General features: G+C 33.7%; 15 protein-coding genes and 1 pseudogene. 13 read left to right on the forward strand and 3 right to left on the reverse strand.

Going from position 1 to position 17,211, the window contains the following annotated elements; genetic code table 11:
• Positions 1-74 precede the first annotated feature (74 nt).
• Positions 75-1,886, reverse strand: coding sequence for an oligoendopeptidase F (pepF, locus tag MKY94_RS09390; RefSeq protein ID WP_195762012.1), 1,812 nt, complete (start codon positions 1,884-1,886; stop codon positions 75-77).
• A 517-nt stretch (positions 1,887-2,403) separates the two neighbouring features.
• On the opposite strand from pepF, the gene MKY94_RS09395 reads away from it, so the two are divergent.
• From MKY94_RS09395 to MKY94_RS09415, 5 genes are all read left to right on the forward strand, one after another.
• On the forward strand, positions 2,404-3,576 hold the full coding sequence (locus tag MKY94_RS09395; protein ID WP_144536729.1) for an ABC transporter substrate-binding protein: 1,173 nt from the start codon (positions 2,404-2,406) through the stop codon (positions 3,574-3,576).
• A 104-nt stretch (positions 3,577-3,680) separates the two neighbouring features.
• Positions 3,681-4,553 (forward strand): branched-chain amino acid ABC transporter permease, encoded by an 873-nt coding sequence (locus tag MKY94_RS09400; RefSeq protein WP_144536727.1) that lies wholly within the window; start codon positions 3,681-3,683, stop codon positions 4,551-4,553.
• A gap of 9 nt (positions 4,554-4,562) precedes the next feature.
• Positions 4,563-5,516 (forward strand): branched-chain amino acid ABC transporter permease, encoded by a 954-nt coding sequence (locus tag MKY94_RS09405; protein ID WP_144536725.1) that lies wholly within the window; start codon positions 4,563-4,565, stop codon positions 5,514-5,516.
• The gene (locus tag MKY94_RS09410) at positions 5,506-6,294 is read left to right on the forward strand and encodes an ABC transporter ATP-binding protein (RefSeq protein WP_342578550.1); all 789 of its coding nucleotides are present in this window, start codon (positions 5,506-5,508) and stop codon (positions 6,292-6,294) included. Before MKY94_RS09405 ends, MKY94_RS09410 begins: the two co-directional genes overlap by 11 nt.
• On the forward strand, positions 6,287-6,991 hold the full coding sequence (locus tag MKY94_RS09415) for an ABC transporter ATP-binding protein (protein ID WP_144536720.1): 705 nt from the start codon (positions 6,287-6,289) through the stop codon (positions 6,989-6,991). The genes MKY94_RS09410 and MKY94_RS09415 overlap by 8 nt, the downstream gene beginning before the upstream one ends.
• A gap of 249 nt (positions 6,992-7,240) precedes the next feature.
• On the opposite strand, the gene MKY94_RS09420 is transcribed toward MKY94_RS09415, so the two are convergent.
• Positions 7,241-7,486: a hypothetical protein gene (locus MKY94_RS09420; RefSeq protein ID WP_342578551.1), complete on the reverse strand. Its 246-nt coding sequence runs from the start codon at positions 7,484-7,486 to the stop codon at positions 7,241-7,243.
• A 678-nt stretch (positions 7,487-8,164) separates the two neighbouring features.
• On the opposite strand from MKY94_RS09420, the pseudogene MKY94_RS09425 reads away from it, so the two are divergent.
• Positions 8,165-9,586 (forward strand): annotated as a pseudogene (locus tag MKY94_RS09425) (transposase).
• A 50-nt stretch (positions 9,587-9,636) separates the two neighbouring features.
• The gene (locus MKY94_RS09430; protein WP_340844466.1) at positions 9,637-10,086 is read left to right on the forward strand and encodes a GNAT family N-acetyltransferase; all 450 of its coding nucleotides are present in this window, start codon (positions 9,637-9,639) and stop codon (positions 10,084-10,086) included.
• A 192-nt stretch (positions 10,087-10,278) separates the two neighbouring features.
• Here MKY94_RS09430 and MKY94_RS09435 read toward each other — a convergent pair whose 3' ends face one another.
• Positions 10,279-10,719 (reverse strand): hypothetical protein, encoded by a 441-nt coding sequence (locus tag MKY94_RS09435; RefSeq protein WP_342578552.1) that lies wholly within the window; start codon positions 10,717-10,719, stop codon positions 10,279-10,281.
• A 229-nt stretch (positions 10,720-10,948) separates the two neighbouring features.
• On the opposite strand from MKY94_RS09435, the gene MKY94_RS09440 reads away from it, so the two are divergent.
• From MKY94_RS09440 to MKY94_RS09465, 6 genes are all read left to right on the forward strand, one after another.
• Complete coding sequence (locus tag MKY94_RS09440; RefSeq protein WP_342578553.1) at positions 10,949-11,425, forward strand: hypothetical protein; 477 nt, start codon at positions 10,949-10,951, stop codon at positions 11,423-11,425.
• Positions 11,426-11,465: 40 nt separating this feature from the next.
• Complete coding sequence (locus tag MKY94_RS09445) at positions 11,466-12,026, forward strand: hypothetical protein (RefSeq protein WP_342578554.1); 561 nt, start codon at positions 11,466-11,468, stop codon at positions 12,024-12,026.
• A 98-nt stretch (positions 12,027-12,124) separates the two neighbouring features.
• Positions 12,125-12,628, forward strand: a complete 504-nt coding sequence (locus MKY94_RS09450) for a hypothetical protein (RefSeq protein WP_342578555.1) — start codon at positions 12,125-12,127, stop codon at positions 12,626-12,628.
• A gap of 416 nt (positions 12,629-13,044) precedes the next feature.
• Complete coding sequence (locus MKY94_RS09455; protein WP_342578556.1) at positions 13,045-13,524, forward strand: C40 family peptidase; 480 nt, start codon at positions 13,045-13,047, stop codon at positions 13,522-13,524.
• Positions 13,525-13,717: 193 nt separating this feature from the next.
• Positions 13,718-14,773: a stage II sporulation protein P gene (locus tag MKY94_RS09460; protein WP_342578557.1), complete on the forward strand. Its 1,056-nt coding sequence runs from the start codon at positions 13,718-13,720 to the stop codon at positions 14,771-14,773.
• Positions 14,774-15,552: 779 nt separating this feature from the next.
• Entirely contained in the window at positions 15,553-17,082 is a 1,530-nt protein-coding gene (locus MKY94_RS09465) for a multicopper oxidase domain-containing protein (RefSeq protein WP_342578559.1), read from the forward strand.
• The last annotated feature ends 129 nt before the right edge of the window (positions 17,083-17,211 follow it).

Raw genomic sequence — 17,211 nt, forward strand, 5'->3', positions numbered from 1 at the left:
AGTTGTATTCAGTCTAATATAAAAGCTCGAAGTAAAAGAAGCTATCATAATATACATTATGATAGCTTCTTTCTTTATTTGTTTTCAATTGTCTCTGTTAAGATTTCAAGTTCATCAATCAGTGAACCAATGTATGCAATAGTGTCTTTAAGTGGCTCATCTGTAGTGATATCAACACCAGCCATTTTTGCTAATTCTACTGGCGTTTTAGTGCCACCAGCTTTTAAAACTTCTACCCATTCATCTACGGCTGTTTGGCCTTCATTTAATATACGCTTAGCTACCTGTGTAGAGATAGTTAATCCTGCACTATACGTATATGGGTATAAGCCCATATAATAATGAGGCTGACGCATCCATGTAAGCTCTGCTCCATCTGTTATTTCCACTGCATCTCCCCAGAAATCTTCTAATACTTCGCGCTTATAAGCATTTAATATTTCAGCATTTACATTTTGACCTTGATCCACTCGCTCATAAACTTTACGTTGGTAAGCTGCTTCCAATAAATGAGTAACAAAATTATGATAATAAGTTCTAGCCACTATAGATGAAATTACCCAGCGTTTAAATTTAGGGTCATCTGAATTTTTTAAAAGGTGGTTAGCAACTAACATTTCGTTCATGGTAGAAGGTGCTTCTATAAAATATAAAGATGGACGAGAATTAAATAGATTTTGTTCTTGGTGTGCAAAATAGAAATGACCAGCATGACCAAGCTCATGTGCTAATACAAAAACCTCATTCATGCGACTTGACCAGGATATTAAAATATATGGATGGCTACCATAAGGACTAGAACAGAAGGCCCCAGTTGATTTTCCTTCATTTTGAGCGAAGTCTACCCAGCGTTCTTTGTAAGAACGATCAACCATTTCAAGATACTCGTCACCCATAACAGATAGAGAATCTTTGATATATTTTTTTGATTCTTCTATTGTAATTGTTGGTTCATAGTTTGGATCAAGAGCAATCTTTAAATCAGCGAACGTCATCTTATCAAGTCCATGTATCTTTTGAAGCAATTTCGCGTATTTTCTCATATGTGGTGCTAGCTCTTTTGTGATCAAATCAATTTGACGGTTATATAGAGAAATATCTACGTCTTGGTCAGAAAGTAAGTATTCAAATACTGAGTCATATCCTCGTAAGTCTGCTGTCGTTTTTTCTTGTTGTAGTTGAATATCATATGTTTTTGCAGTTGTGTGCTGATATTCCTTAAGCTTTGAAGAGAAAGCTTCAAATGCTGTTCTACGAAGAACCGTATCAGTTTCAGCTTCCCAATCATTTTCAAAGGAAACGTAGCTTAATGGATATTGTTTCCCGTTTACTTCGAAATTTGGAAAGGCAATATCTAATAGCTTAGTAGTTTCGTATAAGTTATAAGGTGCATCAAAGGTAGGGGAGTAGGCAGCTAAAACCTTTTCAACCTCAGGATGTAGAGTATATTTTTTCTTTTCAAGTAATTTAACTAAATAATTCTCGTACTCGGAATTTAGTTTTATAGCTTCTTCTATAATTTCTTTTGGTAATTCTAAAAGTTCACTATCAACAAATGAAGTTTGGCTTGCAACTTTTCCGGCTAAAGAACCAAATTTACCAGCTCTCATTTGTGATTCAGTATTTGTTTGATCTACGGTTATAGCTAGTCTTGCGTAACTTCCTAATAAATTGAACTTCTCAAAAAGAGTCTTGTATTCGCTTAAAGCGTCCACGATTGCTTTAGCGCTATCTATTTTGCCTTTAAATTTCTCGGCAAACATAGGGACGCTTTTTTCTATTTCCTCTAAAGTATTATTGTAATCCTCTTCCGTAGCATATAAATCTTTTAAATTCCATGTTTCTTCTACTTTCACGTCTGATCTTTTTGGTAAGCTTTGCACCATTTTCATCTCTCCTTAATATTACGGTTTTCGAACTATAAATAATTATAGCGGAGAAAGGTAGAAAAGTAATTATTTTTATTATTTTCAATTAATTTAATTGATTAATATAACAATCAAGTTTAATGGACTGTATTTTTAAGGAGGCGAGCGATAAGCATCAACTCAGTTCAGAAGTTGTTTGTAACTTTGTTCTCCTCTTGTTGGAACTTACGGACGCAGTACAGAAATAATTTCGTTATTCTTATACATGCAGTGTTTAAGCAGGCAGGGATGTCCATCATCATCTATAGATTCGGTAAAACTTTTATACATAATATTATTAATACAATAACAATAGTATATCAAAAATTATAAAAATTCTAATTAGTCAAATTTCTATAGACTGAATCATTACTTTGTTTTACAATGTAATTGTATTAAAGAAATGTTAATTTTGGAATAAGTTGCTATTAAAAAGAGAGGATAGTACGCTTTAAGATTTCAAAATTTTCAAACATTATAAGGGGGTATATTTTTTATGAAAAAATCAAAATTTGCTTCATTGTTCCTTGCCTCATCCCTTTTAATAGGGGTTTTGACAGGATGCTCTAGTGAAGGTGGTCAGGGTGACGGTGGGGATACAGTAAAAATTGGTATTAACTTGGAACTTTCTGGTGGCACAGCATCTTATGGCCAATCTGAAGACAAGGCTATTGACTTGGCTGTGGATGAAATTAATGAAGACGGTGGAATTGATGGTAAGAAAATTGAACTTGTAAAAGTCGACAATAAATCAGATGCAGGTGAAGCAACCAATGGAGCTATTAAGCTAATTACCAAAGATAAGGTAGTAGCAATCATAGGCGCAGCAACTAGTGGTAACTCTGTAGCACAAGTAGAAGTTGCCGGGAAAAACAAGGTGCCGCTAATCTCACCATCAGGAACTAGCACTACTGTAACAGTAAATGATGATGGGAAAGTTAATGAATATGCTTTCCGCACAGCATTCATTGATCCCTTCCAAGGAACTGTGGCAGCAAACTTTGCTGCCAATGAATTAAAGGTTAAAAATGTTGCAATTTACGCGGACAACGGAAGTGATTATGCAAAAGGCTTAGCAGCATCCTTTAAAAAGGATTTTGAAGCGGCTGGCGGTAAAATTGTAGCGGAGGAATTTTACGCAGCAAAAGATTCTGACTACCGATCTACCTTAACCAGTATCAAATCTAGTAACCCAGATTTCATTTTTATTCCTGGATATTATGAAGAAGTTGGTCTAATCGTTAAGCAAGCTCGTGAAATGGGAATTACGGTTCCGTTGATGGGTGCTGACGGATGGGATTCACCAACAATCGTTGATTTAGCTGGGGCTGATGCTTTAAATAATACGTTTATCATTACTGCTTACTCATCAGAAGACCCAGATGGAAAAGCAAAATCATTCTCAGATAAGTTTAATGAAAAGTACGGTGAAGCTCCTAACTCGTTCCATGCTCTAGGCTATGACACTGTTTACTTATTAAAGGATGCAATTGAAAGAGCAGACTCAACCGATGGTGAAAAAATTAAAGAAGCATTAGAAGCAACTGATAATCTGGATTTAGTAACGGGACTATACTCCATGGATGAAAATCATCACCCAGTGAAATCAGCAACAATTATTGAGTTTGTAGATGGAAAACAAGTATTTAATACAAAGGTAAATCCTTAAAATATTGTTACTAATAATGGAGGGATTCATTCCCTCCTTTTCTGTTACTTTATGAAAGTGGGTTTAGACTTGTACAGTACTAACATATAAGGGAGTGGAACTACATGGAATGGATTCAGCAGTTGATTAATGGTATTTCACTCGGAAGTATATATGCCTTAATCGCCCTTGGATATACGATGGTATATGGAATAATCAAGTTAATAAATTTTGCGCATGGTGACGTGTTCATGGTAGGTTCTTTTATTGGTTTTTATTCTATTACAGTATTTGGATTAGGTTTTTTCCCAGCACTTATTATTTCAATGACAGCTTGTGCACTATTTGGTGTGATTATAGAAAGAATTGCCTACAAACGACTAAGAAACGCTACGCGTATAGCTGCGCTTATTACTGCTATAGGGGTTTCCTTATTAATCGAGTATGGAGTGATTTATATTAGGGGCGCTCAATCTGAAGCGTATCCAGACTTCTTTAAGAAAACCTTTGAACTTTATGGTGTTCAAATAAGCATGCAATCAATTTTAATCCTCTCTGTTTCTGTTGTGTTAATGATTATTCTACAATTTATTGTACATAAAACTAAAACAGGGAAGGCAATGAGAGCTGTTTCTCATGATACAGAGGCAGCAAAATTAATGGGCATCAACGTAGACAACACAATCTCTGCAACTTTTGCTATTGGTTCAGCTTTAGCAGGTGCTGCTGGAGTTATTTTCGGAGTGTATTATACAAAGATTGATCCACTAATGGGAGTTATTCCAGGAGTAAAAGCATTTATTGCAGCGGTTCTAGGAGGTATTGGAATCATTCCAGGAGCAATGGTAGGGGGACTTCTTTTAGGAGTGATTGAATCTGTTGTCAGTGCAGTAGGATTTTCTTTGTGGAGAGATGCTGCAGCATTTGTCATTCTAATATTAATACTCATCTTTAGACCATCAGGTATTTTCGGCAAAAATGCACGAGAGAAAGTGTAGGTGTATTAAATGAAGAAAACTTCTAAACAATTTTGGCTATTTATTGCTTTGGGAATAGTTGTATATGCCGTTATACAGTTTCTTATTATGAATGGAATGTTAGATCAATACTATAGCAATACGATTATACTCATATCAATTAATATTATTTTAGCTGTAAGCCTCCATCTGATTATTGGTATTACAGGGCAGTTTTCTATAGGTCATGCTGGATTCTTGGCTGTTGGTGCCTATATATCTGCTATTGTAACGATGAAGCTGGGACTGCCATTCTTTTTAGCGATTATTGTAGGGGGAATTGTTGCAGCATTGGCCGGTTTAGTGGTAGGTATTCCTAGTCTACGGCTAAAGGGAGATTATTTAGCGATAGCCACTCTTGGCTTTGCTGAAATCATTCGTATTATTTTTTTGAATATCGACTATGTCGGTGGGGCTTCAGGCATGCAGGTTGAGCATATGACAACATGGACCTATACATTTATTTGTTTAGCCATAACAATTATAGTTATAGTTAACTTCACCAATTCACGCCATGGTATAGCTTCTATCTCTGTAAGAGAGAATGAAGTTGCAGCTGATGCTATGGGGATTAATACTACGTATTACAAGGTAGCAGCATTTGCTATTGGCTCCTTTTTTGCTGGAGTGGCAGGGGCGCTATACTCTCATAATTTTTATATTATACAACCAAGTCAATTTGGATTTTTAAAATCATTTGATATATTAATCCTCGTTGTTTTAGGAGGGTTGGGCAGCCTATCAGGAGCTGTTTTATCAGCAATTCTTTTGACGGTTGTATCAACTTACTTGCAAGGTTATCCTGAAACGCGAATGATTATTTATAGTCTAGTATTGATCATCGTTATGTTATATAGACCTAAAGGTTTGATGGGAACTATGGAAATTACGGATTACTTTAAAAGCTGGAGAGCACCGAAAGGGGGCAGTCAATATGGTAAATAAGCCTTTACTAGAGGTTCTAAACGTAGGGATACAGTTTGGTGGTCTAAAAGCTGTCCAAAATTTAAATATAGTTTTAAAACAAGGTGAACTTGTAGGATTAATCGGACCTAACGGAGCTGGTAAGACAACGAGCTTTAATCTGTTGACTGGCGTTTATGCACCTACAACAGGTGATATTGTGTTTAATGGAGAGCGTATCAATGGATTGCCCCCGTTCAAGGTAACTAGAAAAGGGATCAGCAGAACCTTTCAAAATATTCGTCTGTTTAATGAATTGACTGTCTTAGAAAATGTTAAAGTTGCTTATCATTCTTTAGCAACACATTCGATGATTAGCTCAATTTTAAGACTTCCTTCTCATTTTAAAGGTGAGCAAGAGATGGAAGAAAAATCAATCGAATTTCTGAAGATTTTTAAATTAGATAAGTATAAAGATGAGCTTGCAAAAAACCTTCCTTATGGTCAACAGAGAAGACTTGAGGTTGCTAGAGCATTGGCGGCAGGTCCAAAGCTGCTTTTATTAGATGAGCCAGCAGCAGGTATGAATCCTCAAGAAACTAAGGATCTAATGGACTTAATAGGATTTATCCGAGAAAAATTTGACCTGACCATTTTATTGATCGAACATGATATGAATTTGGTGATGGGTGTCTGTGAGAGGATATATGTGTTAGATCATGGACAGCTTTTAGCAGAAGGAACTCCACAGGAAATAAGAAACCATCCTAAAGTTATTGAAGCTTATTTAGGAGAGGAGATTCCGGGCATCCATGCTTAAAGTAGAAAATATAGATGTATTTTATGGAAATATACAGGCGCTACATAATGTAACGATTGAAGTGAATGAAGGCGAAATAGTTACGTTAATAGGGGCAAATGGAGCAGGGAAAAGCACATTGCTTAAAACCTTATCAGGATTGTTAAAGCCAAAGAAAGGGAAAATAGAGTTTTTAGGTAAATCAATTTCCGGGAAAGCAGCTCAAACTATAGTGAAATCTGGTATTTCTCATGTACCTGAGGGTCGAAGAGTTTTTTCCAATCTTACTGTGGAGGAGAATCTAGAGCTAGGAGCATTTCTACGTAAAGACAAAGCTGGAATTTCTTCGGATTTAAACAAAGTTTACGAAACGTTCCCTAGGCTATTAGAAAGGAAAAAACAACTTTCTGGTACGTTGTCTGGTGGTGAGCAGCAAATGCTTGCTATCGGTCGAGCAATCATGGCAAAGCCTAAACTTGTCTTATTAGATGAACCTTCCATGGGTTTAGCGCCGCTTATGGTGCAAACAATATTCAAAGTTATAGAAGAAATAAATAATGATGGAGCAACTGTCCTGCTTGTTGAACAAAATGCCCATATGGCTCTCTCTGTAGCTAACAGAGGCTATGTAATTGAAACAGGGAAAGTAGTACTTTCTGGTCCATCAGCTGCGCTTCAATCAAGTGAAGAAGTTAAGCTCGCATATTTAGGTGGATAATTGGGTAATGAATTTTATTTATTAAAATTAAGGATTTAAAAAGATGGTAATAAAGAAGAAACTGCTGAAGTAAAAGGTGTTATTCTCTTCTCTACAAAAGAAGAAGTTAAGATAGGTAAATTCCAATATGGGGATGATAGTGGCTTGGCAAATATTCTAAATGAGTCTAATTAAAATGCAGAAACCGCTGACTCTTTCAGCGGTTTTGTTTTTGTTATTCAATTAACCTGCTGCGTTAGTTTAATAACTTTACTCTTCAAGGATATATTTGTCCCATTTGACTGAAATAATTTCATCTTTAGTTGGTTCAGAAACAAGATTTTCCGAAACTTCCTCTCTAGCTTGAGAAATTGTAATTTTTAAAGGACTATCCCATTCATTTTCACATTCACTACACAAAACAAATAATTCATCTGTTGCCGTATCTTTAACAATTTCAAGCCATCCCTGCGAACAAATTGGACACCAAGCAACTTTATATTCATAATCTCCCATTTGAAAATCTCCTTTTAAATATATAACCAATTTTACAATCCTTGTTCAACTAAACTGCTTCGTTAGTTTCTGTAATGCTTTAACATTTGTTATAGTCATTTTAATAAACTACATGCTAACGGGGTAGACTTTTTTATTTTGAAAAATTAAGATATAATTTAATCATCAATGTACCCTTGTATTCAACGTGAGATCTCACATTAGAGAAACTCTACCGTTAGTTTGGGGACATTGTTTTTTTATTCAAAAAAATCATGTAAAATATAATTGTGCAGTGACCTTTAAGGTGTTTCCGACCAACCGGAATGGGGCTATGGTTTCGTAGACCTCTTATATTGACGTGAGGCACTCCATGTTCTTTTCGGCACTGCACATACCCATATATAAAGCCACTTAGATCCTGTAAATCTCGACAGGATTTTTTTATATTTTAGGAGGAATATTTAAATTCATGTCGTATTTATTAAATTTAATAGACTATATAGAAGTCTTATTAAATCTAATATATTATAACAGTTGAAACTCTACCGTTGTTTGGAGCTTTGTATAAAGACTCTTTAGTTCAATTTGAGATTTAATATCTGGCGATATAATCCTGACATGCTACATTGGGCTTTAAGCTCTAACAGAAACTTGGATAGTCAGATATGCCATACTGTTATTGTTGGAGGAAAAGTGATGAAAAACACTAATAGTCCATTTAGTTATGGAAACGAATCTGAAGTTAATAATGATCAAGAAACACGAAAGTTTTACCAGTTCTATGTTGGAATTGATATAGGGGCTAGTTTCCATGTTGCCTCTTGTATAAGATATGATGCTTTTTTAGACCCAAAAGGAATCGCTTAGAAACGCACTAAGACATTAAAATTTAACGCTGATAGTGTGGGAATTGTTGAATTTTTAAGTGCCTTAAAACAAATGGAAGAACAGTTTAATATAAATAGAGATGACTTCTTGATTCTTTTGGAGCCAACTGGTGGACATTATTCTTATTTAGTCCAACAAGTATTATTAAACGAAGGTTACGATTTATTTCAGTTAGAAAATAAAGCAGTTGGTGAATTCCGAAAAAATTTAGGGATAAGTGAGAAATCAGACTCAATGGATGCAAAGGTTATGTCTTATATGGGATGGCATAAGCAACTACATCCTAATATGCAAGGTGTCACTTTATTACGACCGCAAACAGTACTCCAATCCTTATTTAGAACTGTTATGAGAGATCGCTGGTATCTCAATGTTCAACTTACTCGAAGAAAAAATCAAGTACAACAATTACTAAAAGTCACACACCCTGATTTAAACAAAGCTTTTAAAAAGTTAGGTTCCATCTCTGTGATGAAATTGGTTTTAGAATATCCTACTGGATTAGATATGAAAGACTGTAGTGAAGAAGAATTATACAAAGCTATTTCAAAAGCTGGGGCTAAGAATGTTGCTAAAAAAGCTGCTAAAGTTTTAGCAGAAGTGATGCCTAATACAGTTGCCGTTCCTGTTGAGCATCTCGTAGGCCGCCAAAAGTGGGTTATTGAAGAAGCCTTACGGCTTGAAGAAAGTTTAAAGCTGATAGATCAGGAAATCCATAACCTTCTATGGGGAGTACCTGAAAAACGAATTCTACCCCATCCGTATACTGAGATCCTACTATCGCTCCCCTTTGTTAGTGAAAATATAGCTTGTACCTTAATTGGTGTTATTGGTGATATTGAGAGATTCAATACATATAAAGAATTCAAGAAATACTTAGGTGTTTCGGCTGAAAATACACAATCTGGGACGTCAGTAAAAGGGACTAAACAAACTAACAGTGGGGTTCGAGACGCTCGTCGTGTTCTATACCAGATGACCTTAATAATATTGGCTAATGGTAAAACTCACCCTACCGTTTTTAAAGCATATTATGACCGTAAGGTTGAAGAAGGAATGAGTAAGAAAAAAGCAATTGGCCATTTGTGTGGTAAATTGGCTAATTTAATCTATTCTCTTCTGAAAAATAACATGAAATACGATCCAGTTATCCATGCAGCTGCTTGTGGTATCAACTTGGCTGACTTAAATAAATCTAAAGAAGAAAAAGAACCTTTGTTATTAAGCTAACGATACAGGATAATTCAATAAATTTTTAGTTGAGGAGGTACAGTTAATACATGAGTAATGTGCATTTTAAAAATATTGATGATACTAATAAATACAAAGTTAGAAATATTAAATTAAAGCCTGGACAAGACAAATTTATTGAAACAGTAGATGAATGTTTAAAAGAAGCTGAAACCTTTCATGAATGGCATCCAGTAGCTATATATTATGATGATGAAATTATTGGATTTGCTATGTATGGTTCATTTGGTCTTAATAAAGATACTTGGATTGATAGAATAATGATTGATGAAAAACATCAAGGCAAAGGCTATGGGAAACTTGCGATGATAAAACTTATTGATATAATTTCAAAAGAATATGGCGTAAACGTTATATATTTAAGTATCACTGAAGAAAATAGAACAGCTTATAACTTGTATAAAAATATAGGGTTTGAGTTCATGAATGAGAGAGATCCGAATAATGGAGAGCTTTTATTTAAGTACACAATAAAATAAGAGTCAATTGAATATCCTTATTGAACGGGGGCTTTTCTTTAATAAGGTCCCCTATTGTCACATATCCCTAAGTCTATTAAAACGCCAAAAATCCCTACTTTTAATTTGAAAGCAAGGATTTTTCTTTGTATTCAATTATGTGATTTTAAATTAAAGCACTACACTACATTGAGTAAGAATACATGAAATGACCTATTTTTCTACTTCGGTAATGATAGGTATGGAAGTAGAAGCAATGTTCACAATATGGTCAATACAGATCATTCCATAATGTTTAAAGGGTCCTGGATAATCTTTTGATGCAAACGTATGGGATTGAACAAAATCAAGAAAATGTGATTTACTATAAACTCTAAATGCTTTTCCTTCAAATTCCTCGTATTCATCCCATTGAGTAAAGGACTCATTCGTTACAGAGTAGCTTATATAGTTTTCGAAATGAATTTGAATGATAGGTAAACTTTCATCTGTAGTTACAGGAAATCCTTCAATCGACACATCTCCAATTACATATTTCTCTTCTGTTTCAATTACTTTGCGCCTTTCAAAAAAGAGTCTAAGGCTGTTTACTTGTAGTTCTGTCTTTCCAATTAAGTCAATGTTTTTTAACTTCATTAAATCTTGATATAACAATTTATCACCTCATTTTGAAACATACTATTCATTGATTTTACATCTTCTTATTGAACTAATCTGCCCGTTAGTCTAAGTGTAACATCACCTCATATTATTTTTCTTTGCGTGAAAAACAGTCATATGAGATGAAATTATATCTTCTTCAATTATTTCTGTTAATATACTCGTTATTGCCATTACAATGGATCCCCAGTATGAATGGAATGCGAAATCTTTAGAGAGCTATATGACTGCTACAAATATTATTGACGTAACATTGGTGGATTTGCCAACAGGAAAAATGACCGCGTACACAGAGGATTCTTTACATTATTTAGATGAACTTTGGATCCTAGTAGATGATGCTGCTCAGGAGTACCTAGCTTGGGACGAATATATACAATCTCTGAAGTCCAAAATCCATATTCCATTTTATTTAATATTCAATAAGACATATAAGTTCTCCCAAGTAGAGAGATTAAGCCTAGAGTTAAAGATACCGTTATTGACTCAGATTCCTTCATTACATGAAGAAACTATGAGAAATTATTATGAGAAAGTTCCCCTTTATTATCATCAAGAGGTTCAAGAAATATTAATTAAACCTTTTACAGACTTATCGAAACATATCTTCGGTTCTGATTTTCTTATTAATGAAAAAATTCCTTATTATACAAAGGATCGCCTATTCACTCGATTGATTAAGTTATTGAAATTCACTTAAATAAATACTATATTCACTGTAGATTAATTATTTAATTTTTTTGGCAAATTACTCATTCGATATCCATGAAAATGGAAATGTGGTTGTTTGTATTCGGACAGAGAGTGACAAACCATTTTCAGTAGAATTTCCTTCTTGGATTCATTATTTAAAAGAAAAGAGAAAACTGGAGAAAAGAGAATTTATAGAAGGCAACATTAAAGCTGGGAGCGGGCAATTAAATCGCGTATATAGATGCCTATTGAATCATTTATCGTTAGAAGACCATCACCTGAATCATTTGTTAAGTGTTCAACGAAAAATGACAGTTAATGAAATAAAAGTTAGAGGTTATAAGAGTTTACCAGACAATACTTTTACAATAGTAAAGCGTATGGGTGATATAATAGCACCTGAATATTTGAAAGGTGTACCAGGTTTTTTTGAAGCGAAATATGGATGGGGAGTATCGGGAAAAAATGGGATTATGATTCCTTACCGTAATGAGGAAAATCAAATTATTGATTTTCAAGTTCGAGTAGATAACCCTCCAAATGAAGTGGTTATAGATAAAGGTTCATTTAAAAATTTGAAAGCCGTTGTTGATGAACAGCCAACTTAGTTAGAATTCAAGATGGAGAAGAGTTTATAAAAGAAATACAACTAGAAGTAGGAGAAAGCCATTCCATCTACCATGGTAGTAACTATGGATTTATTAGAATGAAAAAAGGGCAACGAAATTTTTGGTTGTCTTCCGCTAATAAGGTAAATGGCACTGGAGCAGGAGATCCACTCCCAATCCATGTAGCAGTTCCCACATCGAGGTTAGAAAGATGGGAAACAGGAGAGGCTTTAAAAACAAATGCAGTATGGATAACAGAAGGAGGATTGAAAGCTGATATTACAGCTAACCACCTTCCAAAAGTCTATAATGAAGAAGAAATTGAAGTACTAGGTGATACTGTACTAGGTATACCTGGTATAAATACTTGGAAATATATACTTCCTGTGCTAGAAAAAATGGAAGTTAAACATGTAAACCTTGCAATTGATATGGATTTAATGACAAATCCTGATGTCGCTTTTCATACGAGAAACTTTATTCTCGAATTAAAAAATAGAAATTTTACAGCTAACATGGTTCTCTGGAACGAAGAAGATGGTAAAGGAATAGATGACTTATTTCTTAATGGAAAATACCCACGTTTAGAAAAAATTTTCTAATAAATTGTCCAGTGTCCATTTATATTAAAGTTGGTAACCTTACATTAAAGTTGGATACCGATGAGACATGGAAAGATATACAAAAATAAAGATCAGACTAACTAAGTTAATAAAATCGTATTCAAAAATTACTTTTTTGAATACGATTTTTTTGTGAAGATTTTTCAATTTAAAAAAAGCGTTCAATTGAAATAGTCGAGTCTATTCAAGATTTTCAGTTGAAATTGATTCGGCTGAAGAAACAACTGTGTATAGAAAAATAATTCTGTAGTCCTGATTTCTGTTGAATAATATAGTTAAACTAGGAGTTTGTAATGATTTTGAAATCAAATTGTAATGAGTATATATCATTATTTGTGATAAAGTTACAATTATAAAAATAACGTTTACTGGGGTGTAAAATGAGAAGTAGAATTATGCAAGTATTAATTGTGATATCTTTAATTTTTTCTGTACAAGTATATTCAGCGGATAAAGTCAATGCTGCAACATCAATTGAAATCGGAGCATTTGCTTCAAAGTTTTATGGTACCCCATATAAATATGGTGGAACAACTCCAAAAGGATTTGATTGTTCTGGATATATAAGATATGTTTTTAATAAATTTGGCTTAAGTTTACCTAGAACTTCAGCCGAGCAATATAAAGTAGGAGAAAAGGTAGCGAAAGATAAATTAGCGCCAGGGGACCTAGTGTTTTTTGCGAATACTTACAAAAAGGGTATTTCTCATACAGGAATTTATTTAGGCAATGGAGAGTTTATTTCAGCAAAAAGTAAAGGTATTTTAAAAGCTAATTTAAATACAGATCCTTACTGGGCACCTAAATATGCAGGTGCTAAAAGGTTATCTAATGTAACTGTAGCTATGGAAAAAGGAAAAAATACTAATAATTAATTTTTAGAATTTGAAGAGCACAATCATCCACAGCATAGATGATTGTGCTTTTTTATGCTTTGATAGGTAAGAAATTCTCTCTTGTCCATATATTCTCCATAATCTTTTGTTATACTTTTTTATGGTGTGGAGAGAAGAAAATACTTGATTAGTTTGAAACTACTTCAAACCTAGAAAATAAAGGAGCGACCGAATGTCTTCAAGCAATTTTGATAAAGAAAAGAACACTACAAAAAAACAGAAAGATATTTTACTGAGTGCTTTATTAGTATTTGCAATTTTGCTATTTATCCTTTTACTTATTTCTTTCTGGATGACATTTTTTTATGATCCAGCAGAAGACATAGATAGTACACTTGCAGATAGAATCTACCCTTTTTTTCATGTTGAATCAATAAATAGTTTATCTGAAAATTTAGATGAGATGCTTACAGAAACAACTAATCTAGATAGACATGGGAAAACTAATCTGAATCTAGAAGATAGAGATGAATTTCAGCCTTCTATGGACAGTTTTTTTAATGAAAGAGAACTTACTATAAAGAATATTGATGCTATTTTTGAAAATATGAAATCGCCAAAAGAGATTTCTACGTCACACTCAACTTTCGGAAAGGAAGTTCTGTATATCTATCATACTCATAGCAGGGAATCATTTTTACCATATTTAGAAAGTACAGATAAACCTGAAGAAGCTTATCACTCTAAAGCAAATATTACATTAGTAGGTGAACTGCTTGGAAGGGCACTGGAAAGAAGAGGAGTAGGAACTACAGTCGATTCAACTGATATCATTCAAGAACTAGAAACAAGAGGATTGGACTACAACAGTTCTTATAATGTCTCAGGTGATTTAGTTCGTTCTGCCTTAAGAGATAATAAAGATTTAGAGATTTTTATTGATTTACATCGCGATTCTTTGCGTAGTGATTCTACTACTACTGCAATGAATGGAGTAAATTATGCCAAATTGTTATTTGTTGTAGGTACAGGCCATGAAGGTTTTGAAAATAATCTTACGTTTGCGGAAGGGCTACAAACAATTTTAGATAGTCAATACCCCGGAATGTCTAAAGGCATAATGAAAAAAAGTAGTAACCAAGGAAATGGAATATATAATCAAGATATCTCTCCAAACTCTATTATTGTGGAAATTGGAGGCGTAGATAATACGGTAGAAGAGCTTCATCGAACTACAGAGGTTTTTGCTGATGTTTTAAGTGAATATTATTTTCATGAAAGAAAGTAAATTAGCTTTTTTGTTCCAAGACATTATTTAGTTTGTGTTCCTATTATATTTCAAATTACTTGATATCTTAAAGTTAAATGCACCTTAAGCCAGAAAAGCTTCAAGGTGCATTTCATTTTGTGATTTTAAAGTCCTGCATGCGATACTAGATTGTTTAATTGTTCTTGTAATAGGTCTGAAACAGCTTTTGCTAAAACTGAAATTGTACTGTTAGCAAGGTCTTGATTATAAATGCCTTCCACATGGCCTTCTTTTTTACCGATGTCGCCTTTAGATATTCAGGGAACCAATTCATTTAAGTGAGAGGAAAGATGTTGGGCATAGGATTTGTTTAATAAGTAATTCAAAGATTTTTTTCTATTTGCACAATCTCTGTGAAAATCGATAATTATGTCATATTTATTGTACTGAACATTTTTTGTTAAATAAGGACGGATATCGTTATAGGTTTCTGGACAGTACGATTAGTCTTCTTTAACTTATCCATGGTGTCAACTCCAGGAATTTAGTTTCAATAGAATTAAGCTAAAATGATTTCTAATTATATTTTCAAAAGCAGTTATATTTGAGGTTGAGTGATAAACCTTTGCTGACCTGCCCTCTTTTTTACTTTTGGTATAAAGGATTCGTGGGAGTGTGTAAAAAGAAAAGTACACTTAATATTTGACTAATATTGTTTCATTGGCATCCACTTAGCATAAGCAAATAACTCCATAAATTTTCCATATTTATTTGATAAACTGCCAATATATTAAATAAATTAACAGGAGAGAATGAAGATGAAATACAAAATGTGGGTTATTTCAGTATTGTCGGTAAGCATTTTAATAATTGGTGGTTGTAGTGCAAGTAATTCTTCTGACAAAAATGCAAGTATGGATCATACTAATATGACTGAAGAAGAAATGTCGAATATGGAAGGAATGGATCATTCCAATACGAGCGATGAAGATATGGGTTCTATGGAAAACGGTCATGATAGCCATACAAACCCTTTGGCATTAAATGATTCAACTGGAGAAAATGAACTAATACTCCCACCATTAATTGAATCAAAGGATGGAGTAATAGATATTACAGCTCAGCAAGGAACAACCGAATTTTACGAAGATGTTCAAACCGAAACATATGGATATAATGGTTCATTTTTAGGACCTATTATTCAAGTAGTAAGAGATGAAACAGTAACATTTAGAACTAACAATGATTTATCAGAACCTACTACATTTCACTGGCATGGTGTAGATATTCCAGGCGAAGGTGATGGTGGTCCACATCAAATCCTACAACCAGGTGAATCAGAAGATGTAAAATTTACTGTTAATCAGGAGGCTTCCACTCTATGGTTCCATCCACATCCTGAAGGTACTACAGCAGAGCAAGTTTATAAAGGGTTAGCTGGTTTAATTTATGTGGAAGATGAAAATTCGAAAAATCTAGATTTGCCAAAAGAATATGGGATAAATGATTTTCCATTAGTCTTCCAAGACAGACAATTTAATGAGGAAAAGCAATTCGATTATCAAGCAGTAATTAATGAAGATGGAACAATAGGAGATACTTTATTAATAAATGGAACATTGAATCCTAAACTTACGGTAGGTAAAGAAAAAGTTAGATTACGTTTATTAAATGGTTCAAATGCACGAAATTATTCTTTTAAATTAAATACAGGAGAATCATTCCAACAAATTGCTACAGATGGCGGGTTCGTAAATGACCCAACTACAATGAGAGAAATAACTTTAACGCCCGGTGAACGTGCAGAGATTATCATTGATTTTTCAAAGTATGAATCCTCAAGTGAGATAGCGTTAATTAATGAGGAAGATACAAACCTCTTGCTATTTAAAATTGAAAAACAGAAAACAAATTCAAGTGATTTACCAAAATATTTAAATAATTTTGCTGTTACAGAGGAAGAAAGAAATCTACCTGTTACAAAAAAACTTGAACTTTTCGGAATGGGTGCTATGGTGACAATTAATGGTAAGAAATTTGATATAAATCGAATTGACTTTACTCAAAAACAAGGCGTTACCGAAATATGGCAAATTTATAATAAGCCTGATGGAATGGGCGGAATGACACACCCATTCCACATTCATGGTACACAGTTTAAAATTGTTTCAGTTGATGGAAACGAGCCCCCAGTAAACGAACAAGGCTGGAAAGATACTGTTGCAATTGATGCAGGAGAAACAGTGCAATTAGCCGTTAAATTTAATAACAAAGGTGTATATATGTTCCACTGTCATGTTCTTGAACATGAAGAGAATGGAATGATGGGACAAGTAAAAATAGAGTAAATGTATATTACTATTACATACGAGTTATAAAAATAAGGATTTTCTAAGGAGTTCTTATTTTTCTGTTTCAACTAATACCTTATGGGAATATTAATACTGATTGCAAATATTAATACCTAGGAGGAATTT

Source organism: Psychrobacillus sp. FSL K6-2843 (assembly GCF_038626375.1).
GTDB lineage: Bacteria > Bacillota > Bacilli > Bacillales_A > Planococcaceae > Psychrobacillus > Psychrobacillus faecigallinarum.

Coding starts and splice junctions, on each gene's coding strand:
- MKY94_RS09400 (WP_144536727.1), top strand. CDS start 3,681: ATGGAATGGATTCAGCAGTTGATTAATGGTATTTCACTCGGAAGTATA.
- MKY94_RS09465 (WP_342578559.1), top strand. CDS start 15,553: ATGAAATACAAAATGTGGGTTATTTCAGTATTGTCGGTAAGCATTTTA.
- MKY94_RS09405 (WP_144536725.1), top strand. CDS start 4,563: ATGAAGAAAACTTCTAAACAATTTTGGCTATTTATTGCTTTGGGAATA.
- MKY94_RS09460 (WP_342578557.1), top strand. CDS start 13,718: ATGTCTTCAAGCAATTTTGATAAAGAAAAGAACACTACAAAAAAACAG.
- MKY94_RS09420 (WP_342578551.1), bottom strand. CDS start 7,486: ATGGGAGATTATGAATATAAAGTTGCTTGGTGTCCAATTTGTTCGCAG.
- MKY94_RS09415 (WP_144536720.1), top strand. CDS start 6,287: ATGCTTAAAGTAGAAAATATAGATGTATTTTATGGAAATATACAGGCG.
- MKY94_RS09455 (WP_342578556.1), top strand. CDS start 13,045: ATGCAAGTATTAATTGTGATATCTTTAATTTTTTCTGTACAAGTATAT.
- MKY94_RS09440 (WP_342578553.1), top strand. CDS start 10,949: ATGACTGCTACAAATATTATTGACGTAACATTGGTGGATTTGCCAACA.
- MKY94_RS09395 (WP_144536729.1), top strand. CDS start 2,404: ATGAAAAAATCAAAATTTGCTTCATTGTTCCTTGCCTCATCCCTTTTA.
- MKY94_RS09450 (WP_342578555.1), top strand. CDS start 12,125: ATGAAAAAAGGGCAACGAAATTTTTGGTTGTCTTCCGCTAATAAGGTA.
- pepF (WP_195762012.1), bottom strand. CDS start 1,886: ATGGTGCAAAGCTTACCAAAAAGATCAGACGTGAAAGTAGAAGAAACA.
- MKY94_RS09410 (WP_342578550.1), top strand. CDS start 5,506: ATGGTAAATAAGCCTTTACTAGAGGTTCTAAACGTAGGGATACAGTTT.
- MKY94_RS09430 (WP_340844466.1), top strand. CDS start 9,637: ATGAGTAATGTGCATTTTAAAAATATTGATGATACTAATAAATACAAA.